The organism is Corynebacterium halotolerans YIM 70093 = DSM 44683, from assembly GCF_000341345.1.
Classification (GTDB): domain Bacteria; phylum Actinomycetota; class Actinomycetes; order Mycobacteriales; family Mycobacteriaceae; genus Corynebacterium; species Corynebacterium halotolerans.
In genome coordinates, this window is record NC_020302.1 from 1,216,478 (window position 1) to 1,231,527 (window position 15,050).

Genomic DNA, 15,050 nt, shown 5'->3' on the forward strand with positions numbered 1-15,050 from the left:
CCGAAAGGAAGTTTTCCCGTGAGCAACCCACAGAACCGGAACCCGGACAACCGCACGTCCCGCAGTCTGCGGGAGCGTCCCTCCGGCTGGCCCGTCGGCAGCTTCAACTCCTACGCCGACGCCCAGGCGGTCGTCGACAAGTTGTCGGATCAGGAGTTTCCCGTCAGCCAGCTGACCATCGTCGGCGTGGATCTGATGGAGGTCGAGCGCGTGACCGGCCGACTGACCTGGGGGCGGGTCCTCGGCGGCGGGGCGCTGTCGGGCGCCTGGATGGGTGTGTTCTTCGGCCTGCTGCTGGGCATCCTCGGATTCGGCTTCTGGACGCCGATGCTGCTGGGTATCCTCATGGGCGCGGTCTTCGGCATCGTGCTCGCCGTCGTGCCCTACGCGTTCAGCCGGGGGCGGCGGGACTTCGTCTCCTCGACCGAGATCGTCGCCGGCCGCTACGACGTGCTGTGCGAGCCCGAGCACGCGGTGGAGGCCCGGGACGCCATCGCCCGGATGGGTCTCGGCCGCGGCGGGCGGCAGGCCCAGGGACCGGGGCAGGGGAGGTAGAATCCCAGGGGTCCGCACCCCGCCCCCACTGACCTGAGGAGCAGCATGTCGCGTAGTCGGTTGTCCAGGCCCCGGCGTTTTCCCCGGCGGGGGCCCCGGCTCGCCGCCGTCGGCTGCGCCGCGCTCACAGCCCTGGGAACTCTGACGGCCTGCTCGGGGCTGGAACCTGAGCGGGACAACAGCCCCCTGCGCGAGCAGCCGGTGACCATCTCCGTCAACTCCAGCTCGATCGGGCAGATGGTGCTCGGTGAGATGTACCAGCAGGTGCTCGCCGGCGAGGGACGACAGACCTTCCTGAGCCTGGAGAACGCCGCGGCGGCCGGCGACCGACTGGCCCGGCTGAACGAGAACAAGGCGGACCTCATGGTCGGCTGCACCGGGCACATGCTCTACCAGCTCTACCCCGAGAAGGCGAGGGAGATCTCGGAGGAGTACGTCGCCCGCAGGGACGATCCGAACGCCGGGGACTTCTCGCAGCTGACCTACGACGAATTCGTCGGCGCGCTGCCCGGCTATCTCGCCGTGCCGGATCCCTCCTCGGCGCAGGGCTGCTCCCAGGCCGACGGTACTCCCGAGCTGCCGCAGAACATCATCCCGATCTACCACAAGGAACTCTTCGACCGGGAGGAGCTCAAGGCGATCACCGAGGCCGGGCGTCTGCTCACCACCGCCGATCTCCAGGAGATGGCGGAAGAGGCCGAGCGCCGTGGTTCGGTGCCCGAGGTCGTGGCCGAGTGGGTGGCCTCCCAGCCGATCTGATGCCGGGCGGGACTGGGCCATCATGAGCGTGGCCGTCCCCGCTGGATCCGTCGGCCGGTGTTCCCCGCGATCAGTAGCCCGCAGGGGTGGGTGATCGCGGGGTCCACACCGCTCGCAGGGGATGAATGCGGCGGACTCCTTGCGTAGAACGGCTGGCGTGGGGAGCACCGGAAGAAAACACCTCGCCCCCGCCCCCGGAAATCCGGGAGCGGGGGCGAGGCGGCGCCAGGGGACGAACCCCGGTGACCGGTCAGCCGGTCAGCCGTGGGCCGACTAGTCCTGGGCGAAGGCCTCGTCGAGCAGCTGCGCCTGCTCGAGCTGGTGGACCTTCGACACACCCGTCGCAGTGGAGGACTGGGCGCGGCGGGAGATGCGGCGCATCTCCGGCATCTCCGGGATGAGGGTGCGCAGGTGCTCGTTGTAGAACGGCCACGGACCCTGGTTGGCCGGCTCGTCCTGGACGAAGCGGATCTCCTCGGCATTCGGGTAGTGCTCGAACGCCTCGCGCAGCCGGTTGAACGGGATCGGGTGCAGCATCTCGATGCGGATGATGGCGACGTCCTCGCGGCCGTCCTTCTCGCGGCGCTTCTCCAGCTCGTAGTAGAGCTTGCCGGAGACCAGCATGATGGTCTTGACCTTGTCGGTGTCGCCGATCGCGTTGTTGTCGCGGTCGACCAGACGCGGGTCGTTGATCACGGACTGGAAGGAGGTGACCTCGGTGAAGTCCTCGACCGGGGAGGCCGCGGCCTTCAGGCGCAGCATCGACTTCGGGGTGAAGACGACCAGCGGGCGCTTCATGGTGCCCAGTGCGTGGCGGCGCAGGAGGTGGAAGTGGTTGGCCGGGGTGGTCGGCTGGGCCACGGTCATGGAGCCCTCGGCGCACAGCGCCAGGAAGCGCTCGATGCGGGCGGAGGAGTGGTCCGGGCCCTGGCCCTCGTAGCCGTGCGGCAGCAGGAGGATGACCGAGGACATCTGGCCCCACTTGGCCTCACCGGAGGAGACGTACTCGTCGATGATGGTCTGCGCGCCGTTGGCGAAGTCGCCGAACTGCGCCTCCCACGCGACGACGGCGTCCTGGTTGCCCACGGAGTAGCCGTACTCGAAGCCCATGCCGGCGAACTCGGTCAGGGCGGAGTTGTACACGAGGAACTTGCCGCCGTTGCCCTTCTCCTGGGCCAGCTCGTTGACCGGGTTGTACTCCTCGGCGGTGTTCGGGTCGTGGACCACGGCGTGGCGCTGGGTGAAGGTGCCGCGGCGGGAATCCTCGCCCGCCAGGCGGACGAGCTTGCCCTCGTTGGCCAGGGAGGCGAAGGCGATGAGCTCACCGAAGCCCCAGTCGATGCCACCCTCCTGGGCGGCCTGGGCGCGCTTCTTGGCCACCGGCTTGACGCGCTGGTGGAACTCGAAGCCCTCCGGCGGGTTGGCGTAGGCCTGTCCGATCTCGACGACGTCCTCCCGGGTGATGGAGGTGTCGAGGCCGCGGGTCAGGGCCTGGGAGGAGGTGATGCCGGTCTGCTGCTCCGGGCCGGACTTCTCGGCCTCCTTGACCTCGTTGAAGACGGACTCCATCTGGTCGTGGAAGTCGCGGGCGGCCTTCTCGGCGTCGTCCTGGGTGAGGTCGCCACGGCCGACGAGGTCCTCGGTGTACTGCGCACGGACCGTCGGGCGGTCGTTGATCAGCTCGTACATCTTCGGCTGGGTCATCGACGGGTCGTCGGCCTCGTTGTGACCGCGGCGGCGGTAGCAGATGAGGTCGATGAAGACGTCCTTGCCGAAGCGGCGGCGGTACTCGGTGGCCAGCTGGCCGACCCAGACGACGGCCTCCGGGTCGTCACCGTTGACGTGGAAGACCGGGCAGTTGAAGCCCTTGGCCAGGTCGGTGGAGTAGTGGGTGGAGCGGCCGGAGTCCGGGGTGGTGGTGAAGCCGATCTGGTTGTTGACCACGATGTGGACGGTGCCGCCGACGGTGTAGCCGCGCAGGCCGGCCAGGTTGATGGTCTCCTGGACCACGCCGAGGCCGGCGAAGGAGGCGTCGCCGTGGAGCATGAGCGGCATGACGGTGTAGCCTTCCTCGCCCTTGTCCAGGATGTCCTGCTTCGCGCGTGCGATGCCGACCATGACCGGGTCGACGGCCTCCAGGTGGGAGGGGTTGGCGGTCAGGGAGACCTTGATCTCGCCGTCGCCGAACATCTGGATGTGGTTGCCCTCGGAGCCGAGGTGGTACTTCACGTCGCCGGAGCCACCGATCTGGCCCTGCTCCATGTTGCCCTCGAACTCGTTGAAGATCGTGGCCAGCGGCTTGCCCACGATGTTGAAGAGCACGTTGAGGCGGCCGCGGTGCGGCATGCCGATGACGACCTCGTCCAGGCCCTGGCCGGCGGCGGTGTCGATCGCCGCGTCCATGAGCGGGATGAGGGCCTCGGCGCCCTCGAGGGAGAAGCGCTTCTGGCCGACGTACTTGGTCTGCAGGAAGGTCTCGAAGGCCTCGGCGGCGTTGAGCTTCTGCAGGATGTACTTCTGCTCGGCGTTGGTCGGCTTGGGCATGCCGGCCTCGAGACGGTCCTGCAGCCACTCGCGCTCGTCGCGGTCGAGGATGTGGGTGTACTCGGAGCCGACCTTGAGGGTGTAGGCGGCGCGCAGGCGGGAGAGCACCTCGCGCAGCGTCATGGTCTCCTTGCCGCCGAAACCGCCGACGTGGAAGGTGCGGTCGAGGTCCCACAGGGTCAGGCCGTGGGTCTCGATGTCCAGGTCGCGGTGGTCCGGGACCGGCATGCCGGGCTGGTGCCAGCGCAGCGGGTTGGTGTCGGCGACGAGGTGCCCGCGGGAGCGGTAGGCCTCGATCAGCTGCATGACGCGGGTGTTCTTGTCGATGCCGCGGTTCGGCAGGTCCTGGGCCCAGCGCATCGGGGTGTAGGGCACGCCCATGCACTCGAAGATGTGGTCCCAGAACTTGTCGTCGACGAGCAGCTGGGACATGGTGCGCAGGAACTCGCCGGACTCGGCACCCTGGATGACGCGGTGGTCGTAGGTGGAGGTCAGCGTGACGAGCTTGCCCACGCCCAGCTCGGCGAGGCGGTCCTCGGAGGCGCCGGCGAACTCGGCCGGGTAGTCCATGGAGCCGACACCGATGATGGTGCCCTGGCCCTTGGTCAGACGCGCGATGGAGTGGCGGGTGCCGATGCCGCCCGGGTTGGTCAGGGAGATGGTGACACCGGAGTAGTCGTCCATCGTCAGCTTGCCGACGCGCGAGCGCTCGACGATGTCCTCGTAGGCCTCGACGAACTCCTTGAAGTTCTTCTTCTCGGTCTCCTTGATGGCGGCGACGACGAGCGCGCGGGAGCCGTCCTTCTGCGGCAGGTCGATGGCCAGGCCGAGGTTGATGTGCTCCGGGGTGATCACGGAGGGCTTGCCGTCCACGACGTCGTAGGCGACGTTCATGTCCGGGTGGGCCATGGTGGCCTTGACCAGCGCGTAGCCGATGATGTGGGTGAAGGAGATCTTGCCGCCGCGGGTGCGCTTGAGCTGATCGTTGATCATCGCGCGGTTCTCGAACATGAGCTTGACCGGCATGTCGCGCACGGAGGTGGCGGTCGGGATCTCGAGGGAGGCGTCCATGTTCTTGGCGATGGCCTTGAACATGCCCTTGAGCGCCTTGGTGCCGGCCTCGGGCTGCTCGTTGTCCTGGGCGCGGTCGAGCGGGGAGACCTGCTGCTTCTTCCTGCCGCCCGGTCGGGTGGGGGCGGCCTTGGAGGTCTCCGCCTTCGCCTTCTGGGCGGACACGGTGACCTCGGTCTCGCGCTTCGCCGGGGTGGCGGAACCGATCGGGCCGTGGTCCGGCACCGACTTGGGCTCGGAGCCCTTGCCCGCGGCGGACCCGCTCGGAGCAGCAGTCGGTTGAGCAGCCGTGACGTCCGGGGCCCCGTTCTTCTCGAAGAGGTCCCGCCACTCCCGGTCCACCGACTGGGGGTCCTTCTGGAACTGCTGGAACATCTCGTCTACCAGCCACTGATTCTGGCCGAAAGTACTAGCGCTGCTCACGGCAGGTACTCGCCTCATTTCCTTGCTCATTTTAGGGTCGTCTATTCGACTTTAGTCGTCCCTGTACAGGGTAGCGTGTCATCGCCCTGCTTCCTTCACTGCAGGTGATCCTGTAGTCACCCCCGTCAGCGGTGCACCCGCCACATGGCGGCGTAGACCCCGTCGCGGGCCAGCAGATCGGAATGGGATCCGTCCTCGATGATACGTCCCTTGTCTACCACGACGATGCGGTCGGCCCGTGCAGCGGTCGCCAGGCGGTGCGCGACGATCACGGACGTGCGCCCCACGGTCACCCGGTCCGTGGCGTCGAGCACGGCGGCCTCGGTCGCCGGGTCGAGGGTGGCGGTGGCCTCGTCGAGGAGCATGACGTCGGGACGCAGCAGCTCCGCCCGGGCGAGGGCGATGAGTTGCCGCTGGCCGGAGGACAGTCCGCGGCCGCGTTCGCCGACCGGTTGGCGGAAGCCGCCGGGGATGGCGGCGATGACGTCGAGCGCGCCGATACGCCGCACGGCGTCGGTGAGGTCGCGTTCGTCGGCCTCCGGTAGGCCGTAGGCGATGTTCTCGGCGACGGTGCCGATGAACAGGTGCGCCTCCTGCGGGACCTGGGCCACCGCGCGGCGCCAGGCGGGCAGCGGGAAGTCGCGGATGTCGGTCCCGGCGGCGGTGACGGTGCCGGCGACCGGGTCGTAGAACCGGGCCAGCAGTTTGATCACCGTGGACTTGCCCGCGCCCGTCGGTCCGACGAGCGCGACCGTGCTGCCCGGTTCGATGTCCAGATCCAGCTGCCTGGCGACGACCGTCCCGCCTTCGCTGTAGGCGAAGGAGACGTCGTCGAGGGCGAGTTCGCCGCGGGCGGCGCGGGCGGCGTCATCGCGCGTGCCGGAGTCCACCACCGTGGGGCGCTCGGCCAGCAGGTCGGTGATGCGGCGCAGGCCCACGGTGGCCTGCTGCCAGGAGTCGAAGATCTGCCCGAGCTGCTGGATGGGGCCGTAGAGCTGGGCCAGGTACATCACGAAGGCCACCAGCACACCGGCGGAGAGTTCGCCGCCGGCGACCCGGGTCGCGCCGACGCCGAGGACCACCGCGGTGGTGACCTGGGAGATGGCGTTGACACCGGGGAAGTAGGCGGCCACGGCGGTCTGGGACCTGACCCGCAGGCGGCGGTAGTGCTCGGACTCTGCCGCGAACTCGCGCAGGGCGAGCGGGGTGCGCCCGTGCATCTGGGCGGTGCGCAGGCCGTTGACGTTTTCCTGGAAGGCGGCGTTGACCGCGGAGATCTGCTCGCGGGCCTGGGTGTACAGCCGGGAGGAGATGCGCCGGAAAACTAGCGTGACCACCACGATCAACGGAATGGCCGCCACGGCCACCAGCGACAGGCCGGCGTCGGTGTAGACGAGCATGCCGAGGATGCCCACCAGCGTGCCCACCGCCACGATCGCCTGGGCCAGGCCGGTCTGCAGGAAGGAGCTCAGGGTGTCGATGTCCGTGGTCATGCGCGTCATGATGCGCCCGGAGAGGTTCGTCTCGTAGTAGTTCATGCTCAGTCGCTGCAGGTGCGCGAAACTGCGCAGCCGCAGGCCGAACAGCAGGCGCTCACCCGTGCGCGAGGTCAGCACCACCAGCCAGGCGGCCGCGACCCAGGACACGGCGACGACGAGCACGCCCAGTCCGGCGATGCGCCAGAGCGTGCCGGTGGAGTTCTCGGCGACGCCCAGGTCGATCGCCCAGCGCATCAGTGTGGGAAAGGCCAGGTCGGTGACCACACCGACGATCAGCAGCACGACGACGGCCACCAGCAGCCAGCGCACGGCCCGGAACAGGTCACGCACGCGGAAGTCGGCGCGGTCGGCGCGCAGCCGGTCGGTGTCGATGCGCGGCTGTTCCGTGGCGGGCGGGAGCTTTTTCACCCGTTCCAGCAGCTCCGGGGTGGCGGTGATCGCGCCGCGGATGCCGCCGCCACCGCGGCCGCCGACGGCCCCGGACTGGTCGGTGACGTGCTCGGTCGGGCCGGTGTCGACGTCGCCCGGTGCGGGCCACAGGGTGGCGTGGTCGGGCTCGGCGACCTCCCGGCGGGCCACCGGTGCCGGGCTCAGCTCGGGGTTCATCAGCCGCTGGAACCGCGGATCCTCGCGCACCTCGTGCACGGGGCCGGTGACGGTGATCCGTCCGGCGTCGAGAATGGCCACGCGCTGCGCCAGATCCAGGGTGGACTGGCGGTGGGCGATGGCGATGACGGTGACGTCCGTCAGTTCCTCGCGCAAGCCACCGAGAATCCTCGCCTCCGTGGTGGCGTCGATGGCGGAGGTCGCGTCGTCGAGGATGAGCACGCGCGGTCGGGCGAACAGCGCGCGGGCCAGGGCGATGCGCTGGCGCTGGCCGCCCGACAGGGTCAGGCCGCGCTCACCGACGACCGTGTCGTAGCCCTCGGACAGCTCGGAGATGAACCCGTCGGCCTGGGCGATCCGGGCGGCACGGCGGACGTCGTCGTCACTGCCGGGCGCGCCCATGGTGATGTTGTCGCGGATGGACGAGGAGTAGAGGAAGGCCTCGTCGAACACGCAGGTCACCGCGGAGCGGATCGCGGCGTCGGTCAGCCGGCGGTAGTCCACCCCGCGGCCGTCGGCGGTGGTGAGCAGGAAGCGTCCCGAATCCGGCACGTAGAACCCGCCGGCCAGCTGCACGGCCATGGACTTGCCCGAACCGGGCGGGCCGATGAGCGCGACTATCTCGCCGGGGGCCACGTCCAGGCTCAGGCCGTCGAGCACCCGGTGCCCGTCGTTGTCGAAGTGGACGTCGTCCAGCCGCAGACCCAGGGGGCCGTCGGGCAGGTCCTCCGGGTCGGCCGGGTCGTGGTGGCCGGGTTCCAGGCGGAGGATGTCGGCGATGCGGTCGAGGGAGGCCAGGCCCATCTGCAGGGTGACCACCAGCCCGGAGAGCATGCCCACGATCTGTGTCAGCGAGGTCAGGTAGACGGAGAAGGCGAAGAACACGCCGACGGTGATCTCACCGCGCAGCACCAGCCAGCCGCCGAGCAGGATGTTGATCACCAGGGCCAGCCGCGGCAGGTTCTGCAGCAGCGGCTGGAAGCGCGCCATGATCCGCGCCGCCCGCATCTTCGCCGCGTACAGCGTGCGCCCGAGGGACTCGAGCTGGTCGACCACCCGGTTCTCCTGTGCGAAGGCCTTGACCACGCGCACGCCGGTGACGGTCTGCTCGACATGGGTGGCCAGGTCGGCCGTCGACTGCTGGGCCACCCAGGTCGCCGCATACAGCGAGCGGCGGGAGAGGAACGCCACCGTGACGATCACCGGCAGAAACGCCAGCGCGATGACCGTGAGCAGGGGAGAGACACTCAGCATGATGCCGACGGTGATGATCAGCTGGATGACCATGCCCAGCGCCCACGGTCCCATCGCCACCAGGCCCTGTGTGGCATTGAGATCCGAGATCGAGCGGGAGACCACCTGACCGGTGACGATGCGGTCCTGGCCGGGGCCGTCGAGCCGCTGCAGGGTGTCCAGGATCCGGGTGCGCAGCACGTGCTGGGTGTCGATGGACAACCGGCCCGAGGCGTAGCGGCGGGCGAACTGGCAGCCGTAGCGGGCGACCGCCACGCCGATGAGCACCACGATGATGGCGGTCAGCGGTTCCACCCACGGCACCAGGTTGGTGGCGGGCGAGGAGTCGATCGCGCCGGTGGCGACGTCGAGGGCGGATCCCGTCAGCAACGGGATAGCGACCTCGAACAACACCGCCCCGATGGTGGCCACGACGGCCGCGGCGGTGATGCCCGGCCGTGATCTCAGCGCTGCGAACAGTTCCCGGGATCCGGCGTTCACGTGTTGATCACCTCACCCTGTCTGTTCTGTTGTGCCCTGGTCATACCAGGGCAAGTTTAATCACTGACGTCCTCCGGCTTCTCCGGCTTCTCCGGCGTGGGGAAGGTGGCCGGCGGGGCGCCGAGGGATTCGCGGGCGTTGGTGATGGCGCGCTTGGCCAGTCGGCGGTTGGCGATCGTGCCCGCGACGGCCCCGATGCCCAGCGGCATGATCTTGCCCAGCCACGCCCACCTGAAGCGTTTGGTCACCTGTTTCAGGGCGGTGCGCAGGAGCCGGTTGTTGAGGGTACCCAGGGTCGGGGCGGAGAACCGCGACATCGTCGTCACCGACGGCAGACCCTTCGACTTACCCAGGTCACCGACGACCGTGTCGACGATCGCGGAGCCCTTCGACCCCAGCAGCACCAGCAGGATCAGCGCCCGGCGCCGCTCGGGGTCCTGGATGTCGACTCCGCGCAGATAGGCGCTGGCCACGGTGTAGACGGCGACGACGTCCAGGAAGACCAGGGACTCCGCGCCGATGGCCGCGGCGCCGGTGAAGAACCCGATGCCCGGGACGGCGGCCGCGGCACCCGCGCCGGCACCGGACCCGCCGGCCACGGTGAGGAAGCGCTTGTCCAGCAGACGCTGGATCTCCTGCGGGGAGGCACCCGGGTTCTTCCTCCGCAGCCGGTTGACGTACCGCTCAATGGAGGAGGACTGGATGGACACCGCCCGGTCGAGGGCCTTCATCAGCGCGCGGCCGGCGCGCCCGGCGTTCGCCTCGACCGCCTTCGGGTCCGAACCGATGCCGTCGATGATCGGTTGCTGAGGGGTGGTGCGTGCGGCCATGGCTCCTCCTTGGGCGGGCGGTGACGGTTGGCCGCCAGCCTAGCGACGCGTGGGAGGTCGTGTCATAAGGAGGAGTGCATGGGTTGGGGAGGATGAGCCGTGTCGCGCGGACATTTTCTGGGTGGGCCCAGGGTCTTGTTGGACCCAAGGTCCCCGGTTTTTGGCGAGGTGTATTTTCTCACGGTCCGAGGTGCATCTTCCCTGCTCACGTCTGAGGGAATCGTGGGAAAACGCACCTTTCCTCAGGCAACCCCCATCTGTCCGTTGAACCGCCCTCGAATGGCGTCCGCAATCCTGGTGGCGAGCCCGGCGGCGTCGTCGAGCATCCCGTGCGACATTCGCAGAACCAGCCACCCCGCCATAGTGAGCTCGAAGTTGATCCGCGCGTCCCGTTCCCGCTGCTGCTTGTCCCAGTGGTGGGCGCCGTCGAACATCAACGCGATCTTCCAGTCGGGCAGTGCGAGATCCAGCACGGTCAGCAGAGGTGCCCCGTTCTCCTTCGTGCCGGGTTCCCCGACCAGTCCATCGCGGTAGACAGGGACCTGCGGGAGGAATTCAACATGGTGGCGGGCCGCGGCCTGCTGCGCGATCAACTTCAACAGGGTCTCCTGGGAGGAATCCATTCCCGGACTGGACAGCGAAGTGATCCTCGCCAGTTTGCGTGCCCCGATCAGTCCTCGACCGGCCTGCAGGATATGCAGCTCCTCAACTCCCAGAAGCCGACGGAACCGGTCGGTGACCTGCACCGCACGGATTAGCGGTTCCGCCATTCCCGCGATTGTCGGGACCTGCCAGGCATGCTCTTCATCCAGGGTGGAACGGAGACACCGGACGAGAGTGAACATCGGCGGGGTGACACGCAGGGGAACGTCATTCAGGTACAGCGTCCACGGCTGAACGTCCGTCACATTGCGGTGCCTCGTCGGTCGAAGCGGATCCGTGGTCAACCGACGGTTGCCGGAACTGAGAATGCAGGTGTCCGCCCCATCGGAGAACTCCCCGATTCCGAGCAGTGCTGCGGCACTCCAGGAATCTGCTATCCACCACGGATGCTCACGCAGGTGCGCCACGATTCTCGTCCGGGCATTGACCCGGTACCGCAGCCTGCGGGGGTGGTGGCGGGAGTCGGTGACCGCGAGACCTTCCGGGCGCAGAAACTTCCGGGCTACGACGTGGTGGGGCGAGACCTGTTCGTACCAGACCTTCAGCTGATGGCGCGCCCGCGGATCGGACCGGGGAATCTGCAGGTGCGCGGCACTGCGGTCGAGCACCGCGGAAAGGCGCTGGGGGGCCGGAAAGTCACTGGGCGGAATCGGTGTTCCGTCCCTGACGTTGATGGGCCCGGACAGCTGGGGGATCAGATTGTCACTGTCAGTGCCGTGGTACGGCATCGGCCACTCCTGGGTACGTCGCGCCAGCAGGGAGGCCCGGTCGGACCTCTTTCTGACAACGTTGGACTCCAGGAGAGCCGGAATGGTTCACCGGAAGTGCATTTTCGCACATCCCGACGGAGACTATTGTGCATTTTCCCTGTTCGGGAGGTCAGGGCTCCAAGAAAAATACACCTCGCCCCCGGTGAACCCGTCCCTAGTCCCGGTTGGCGAACTCCTCGGCGGCGATGACCTGCTCATCGGTCGGCCGCACGCCGGTGTAGAGGGCGAACTGCTCGGCGGCCTGCAGGGCCACCACCTCGCCGCCGTTGATGGTCGGCCGGCCCAGCCGCTCGGCGGCCTCGATCAGCGGGGTGCGCACCGGGTAGGCCACGACATCGAAGACCATCGCGGCCTCGGCGATCTCCCCGTCGCTGAACACCTGCACGTCCTCGTCCTCACCGCGCATGCCCAGCGGGGTGACATTGACGAGCAGGCCCGCGCCCTCGGGCACCTCGGTGGAGTAGTCCCAGCCGTAGCGCTGCGCGAGCGCCGGGCCCGTCTGGTGGTTGCGGGCGACGACGGTGCCGGTCATCCCGTGGTCGGCCAGCGCCGCGACGACCGCGTTGGCCATGCCGCCGGAACCGCGCAGCGCCACCGGCAACGACGGGTCCACACCGTGGGTGCGCAGCAGGGAGGCCACTGCCACATAGTCGGTGTTGTAGCCGGTCAGCTCGCCGTCGGTGTTGACGATCGTGTTGACGGCGTCGATACGCTCGGCGGAGGGGTCGAGGCTGTCGATGAGCGGGATGACGTCCTGCTTGTAGGGCATGGACACACCCGCCCCACGGATGTCGAGACCGCGGATGCCGGCGACGGCGGCGGTGATGTCGGTGGGGGCGACTGCCTTGTAGATGTAGTTGAGACCGAGCTCCGCATACAGCCAGTTATGGAAGCGCACGCCGTGATTCGAGGGCCGGGCGGCCAGCGAGATGCACAGCGTGGTTTCGCGGTCGACGTGGTTAACCATGCTCACTACCGTAGAGGATATGAGTGTGGGAACCACCTCGGGACCGGAGGTCCGCACCGCCTCCGGTGTTGTCCGGGGGCTGGTCGACGAGGAGCTCGGCGTCAGGACATGGAGAGGTGTGCCCTTCGGCGCGGACACCTCCGGGGCCGCACGTTTCCGGGCCCCGCGCCCGGCGCGCAAGTGGAGCGGGGTGCGCGACGCCACCCGCTTCGGCCCGCCCGCCCCGCAGCCCACGTACTCCTGGACCGACCGAATCATCGGCGACGAGGACTGCCTGCACCTGGACGTCGTCCGCCCGGACACCGACGACGAGCTGCCGGTCGTGGTCTACCTCCACGGCGGCTCGTTCATCATGGGTTCCTCGCACGAGCAGATGCTGCGGGGCTACTTCCTGGCCACCTCGATGGACGTGGTGTACGTCTCCGTGAACTTCCGGCTCGGGGTGCTCGGCTACCTCGACCTGCGCAGCCTGGGGGAGGACTGCGTGGCCAACCCGGCGGTGCGCGACCAGCTGCTCGCCCTGCAGTGGGTGCAGGCCAATATCGCGGGCTTCGGCGGGGATCCGGACAATGTCACGCTGATGGGCGAGTCCGCCGGTGGGGCGGCGGTGACCACGCTGATGAGCGTGCCCGCCGCGAAGGGTCTGTTCCACCGGGCGATCGCCCAGTCGCCGCCGATCTCGATGATCCACTCCCGCGCCCAGGCCACCCTCTGGGCCCGTGAGCTCGTCTACGGCATGGCCCTGCCGCGGCAGACCACCCTGGCGGATCTGCGTGAGGCGCCGGTCGGGGATCTGGTGCGCGCCGGGCAGTCGATGATCTGGCGGGGCGGGGAACTGATCCACCTGAACGCGAGCTACAGCCCGACCGTCGACGGCGGACTCATCCCCGACCACCCCCTGGTGGTGTTCGCCGAGGGGGAGCAGGCGCAGGTGCCGTTGCTGATCGGCACGAACTCCGATGAGACGAGCTTCGGGAAGTTCTTCTACCTGCGCAACTCCGCCCGTTCGCGGGCCGCGTTGCGGCTGCTGTCGGCCTTCGACCCGGAGCACGCGCCCCGGGTGCTGGAGGCCTACGGCGGGGCCACGGAGCGCACGGAGTTCGCCGAGCTGCTGGCCGACGCCATCTTCTGGGCGCCGTCGGGCCGTACGGCGACCAACCACGCGCGCATGGCCCCGACCTGGATGTACCGCTTCGACTACGCCCCGGCGGCCCTGCGCTGGCTGGGGCTCGGGGCGATGCACTCGCTGGAGTTGTCGGCGGTGTTCGGCGATCCCGGTTCCTCGCGGACCCGCGGGCTGTCGCGCTGGGGCGGCATGGAGGGCCTGGAGGAGCTGACCGAGTACATGCAGTACCACTGGGGCCATTTCATCCGCCACGGGCACCCGGGTGAGGAGTGGCCGGCCTATCAGCCGGCGAGTGACACCGTCCCGCCGCGGGCGACGATGGTCTTCGACGCCGAGTCGCGCGTGGAGTACGACCCGAAGGCGACCAAGCGCCGGGCCTGGGAGGACTACCGCATGCTGGAGTGGGGCACGGGCCGCCCGGAACTGCTCGAGGAACTGGGGCTGATGGTCTCCCAGGAACTGACCGGGCGGCTGGCGGGGCCGTGATCGTCGACCGGGGACGGGGAGCCGCCGGTTTGCGTCGGCGTTCCGGGCCGCGGAGGGCTAGGCTGGGGCGCGATTGCCGTTGGCGGTCACCGCTTCAGCTCCGACTGGAAGGACAACACGGACATGAGCTTCTTCGAGGACATTGCCGCTGCACTTGACGCCGACGGGATCGAATCCCGCGTGAACGACGACATCATGTTCGTCCCGATCACCGCTGACCTGGAGATCCAGTTCGTGGAGATCGACGCGCTGCTGCCCGCCGCCAATGTCTACATCGCCGCCGCGGACGTCGACGAGGACGACGAGAACTTCGAGGCGGTGCTCGTGTCGGTGGTGTTCTCCGTCGACGACGCCGTGCGCACCGTCGCCGGACACGTGGCCACCGACCAGGTGATCACCGTGCTGCGCGACCTGCTCGAGGGCACCGACGAGCGCATCGGCGACATGGAGTTCTACCAGGACGCGGTCAACGCGAACCTGGTGCGCGCCGAGGTCGGCCAGAGCTCCGAGCTGCAGGTCCTCGTCGAGGTTATGGACGGCGTGCCGAGCGCCGTCGTCCAGTTCGTGGCCATCGGCGACTCCTTCGAGGATCTGGTGGACCAGGCCATCGACGAGCTGTGGGAGTCGGACGCCGACGCCGTGCTCTCCGACGAGGACCGCCAGCGGCTGTTCTCTGACCTGCACAATGAGGCCGAGCTGGCCACCGACGAGGTCCTCGACCTGGGCACTTTCACCGACTTCGACCGGCTCTTCGACGTTCTGTCGCTGGCCGCCGACCACGCCGAGGACTGGGAGGAGCAGCTCGTCCCCTTCGACGACGAGGAGTTCGACGAGCCCGACGTCTACGACCTCTACGGCGAGGATGACGGGGACGACTTCGACGACGATGAGGACGATGAGGAGGACGAGGAGGACGAGGAGGACGACGACTTCGGCGACGGGGACGACGGGGACGATGACGTCCGCGAGGTCTTCGAGGTGGTCGACGAGGTCCTCGACGACCGTCCCGAGCCCGGC

At 68.7% G+C, this 15,050-nt stretch carries 8 protein-coding genes and 1 pseudogene; 4 read left to right on the forward strand and 5 right to left on the reverse strand.

Going from position 1 to position 15,050, the window contains the following annotated elements:
• The first annotated feature begins 18 nt into the window (after positions 1–18).
• On the forward strand, positions 19–555 hold the full coding sequence (locus A605_RS05765; protein ID WP_015400566.1) for a YflT domain-containing protein: 537 nt from the start codon (positions 19–21) through the stop codon (positions 553–555).
• A 45-nt stretch (positions 556–600) separates the two neighbouring features.
• Entirely contained in the window at positions 601–1,314 is a 714-nt protein-coding gene (locus A605_RS05770) for a type 2 periplasmic-binding domain-containing protein (protein ID WP_149029389.1), read from the forward strand.
• 273 nt (positions 1,315–1,587) lie between these two features.
• On the opposite strand, the gene A605_RS05775 is transcribed toward A605_RS05770, so the two are convergent.
• The 5 genes from A605_RS05775 to A605_RS05795 all read right to left on the reverse strand — a co-directional run bounded on the left by A605_RS05775 (position 1,588) and on the right by A605_RS05795 (position 12,421).
• Complete coding sequence (locus tag A605_RS05775) at positions 1,588–5,352, reverse strand: multifunctional oxoglutarate decarboxylase/oxoglutarate dehydrogenase thiamine pyrophosphate-binding subunit/dihydrolipoyllysine-residue succinyltransferase subunit (RefSeq protein ID WP_015400568.1); 3,765 nt, start codon at positions 5,350–5,352, stop codon at positions 1,588–1,590.
• Positions 5,353–5,477: 125 nt separating this feature from the next.
• Complete coding sequence (locus A605_RS05780) at positions 5,478–9,191, reverse strand: ABC transporter ATP-binding protein (RefSeq protein ID WP_015400569.1); 3,714 nt, start codon at positions 9,189–9,191, stop codon at positions 5,478–5,480.
• 56 nt (positions 9,192–9,247) lie between these two features.
• Positions 9,248–10,021 (reverse strand): hypothetical protein, encoded by a 774-nt coding sequence (locus tag A605_RS05785; RefSeq protein ID WP_015400570.1) that lies wholly within the window; start codon positions 10,019–10,021, stop codon positions 9,248–9,250.
• Positions 10,022–10,263: 242 nt separating this feature from the next.
• Positions 10,264–10,791 carry a hypothetical protein gene (locus A605_RS15810; RefSeq protein WP_244429010.1) on the reverse strand — a complete coding sequence of 176 codons (528 nt, stop codon included), beginning with the start codon at positions 10,789–10,791 and terminating at the stop codon, positions 10,264–10,266.
• A gap of 817 nt (positions 10,792–11,608) precedes the next feature.
• Entirely contained in the window at positions 11,609–12,421 is an 813-nt protein-coding gene (locus tag A605_RS05795) for a shikimate 5-dehydrogenase (RefSeq protein WP_015400572.1), read from the reverse strand.
• Between the two features lie 19 nt (positions 12,422–12,440).
• Between A605_RS05795 and A605_RS05800 the strand changes: the two genes are divergently transcribed.
• Positions 12,441–14,033, forward strand: coding sequence for a carboxylesterase/lipase family protein (locus tag A605_RS05800; RefSeq protein ID WP_034990701.1), 1,593 nt, complete (start codon positions 12,441–12,443; stop codon positions 14,031–14,033).
• 123 nt (positions 14,034–14,156) lie between these two features.
• Positions 14,157–14,960 (forward strand): annotated as a pseudogene (locus tag A605_RS05805) (DNA primase); the annotation flags it as partial.
• Positions 14,961–15,050: the final 90 nt, after the last annotated feature.